Source organism: Streptomyces sp. rh34 (genome assembly GCF_002551245.1).
Classification (GTDB): Bacteria; Actinomycetota; Actinomycetes; order Streptomycetales; family Streptomycetaceae; genus Streptomyces.
Map to the genome: position 1 here is coordinate 1 of NZ_NTGZ01000535.1, position 1,272 is coordinate 1,272.

1 protein-coding gene and 1 pseudogene are annotated in these 1,272 nt (G+C 75.2%); one reads left to right on the plus strand and one right to left on the minus strand.

The genetic code is table 11. The features are described from left to right. Window positions 1-608: sigma-70 family RNA polymerase sigma factor (locus CR470_RS38010; protein WP_257139071.1), on the plus strand; the 608-nt coding region annotated here is incomplete at its 5' end. Window positions 609-666: 58 nt separating this feature from the next. On the opposite strand, the pseudogene CR470_RS38015 reads toward CR470_RS38010, so the two are convergent. Then, a pseudogene (locus tag CR470_RS38015) lies at window positions 667-1,272 on the minus strand (MFS transporter); the annotation flags it as partial.

Below are 1,272 nucleotides of genomic sequence, written 5' to 3' on the forward strand. Positions count from 1 at the left end.
CGCCCCACCCCCGCGTCCCGGCCGCCCGGCAGAACGACGGGCAGATCACCGACTGGGCGCTGGCCGCGGGCGGCGGGGACCGGGAGGCCGCCGACCGCTTCGTCCGGGCGACCTACGAGGACGTCCGCAGATTCGTCGCCTATCTCAGCTCCGACGTCCCGGGGGCCGACGACCTGGCTCAGGAGACCTACCTCCGGGCGATGAGCGGTCTGGCCCGGTTCGCGGGGCGTTCCTGCGCCAGGACCTGGCTGATGTCGATCGCGCGGCGCGTCGTCATCGACCGGCACCGCGCCGCCGCCGTACGCCCCCGGACCGCCGACACCGCGGACTGGCAGACCGCCGCGGAACGCGCCCAGCCCCGTCAGCTGCCCGGGTTCGAGGAGTCCGTCGCGGTGCTGGACGCCCTGCGCCGACTGGACCCGGCGCGCCGCCAGGCCTTCGTCCTCACTCAACTGCTGGGAGCTGCCTACGAGGAGGCGGCGGTCGCCGCGGGCTGCCCGATCGGCACGGTGCGCTCCCGCGTGGCCCGCGCCCGCCGCGAACTCGCCGGGCAGTGGCGTGCGGAACAGGCCGACGTCCACCGGGGCCCGCTTTCCGCATCGGCCTGATCGACCTGCCCCGGACGGAAATCCCGAGGGCCTTTCGTTTGATCCAAGGCGAGGCGCCCTAGCCGACGCCCGCCCGCGACCCCTCGGGGTCCCGGGCGGTGCGCCGTCGGCGGAGCAGGAAAACCGGCAGCAGCAGGCACTGGAGGCAGACCGCCGCCCAGAACCCCCGCACCGAGCCCGCCGACTCGGCAGCCCCGTACAACTGCCCGCCCACCACCCCGCTGGCGAACGCGCCGAGGCCCGCCGCCAGCCGCTGACGCCCGAACACGCTCGCCGGGGCGGCCGACGAACGGGCCAGCGCCTCCAGGTCGTTCTTGAGGAAGAGCACGATCTCCCCGAGACACAGCAGTGCCCCGCCCACCGCGATCCCCGCGTGCCCCCCGGCCCCGATCGCCGCCATGCCCGCGGCCATCGCACCGAACCCCCACCGCAGCGCGGCCGGGTAGCTCAGTGCCGCGACCCGTTCCGCCAGCAACGGCTGCGCGACGACGAGAAGGGCCGCGTACCCCGTCAGAACGGCCCCGTAGAAGGCCGCCGACGTCCGGGGGACCGCGTACAGCGCCAGGTAGTGCTGGAAGAACATGAACGCGTACACGCTCAGCACGGTCACCACGAACGGCGAAGGCCCGGGGCCGGGTGCGGCGGACTCCGGGGCCCGGCCGCT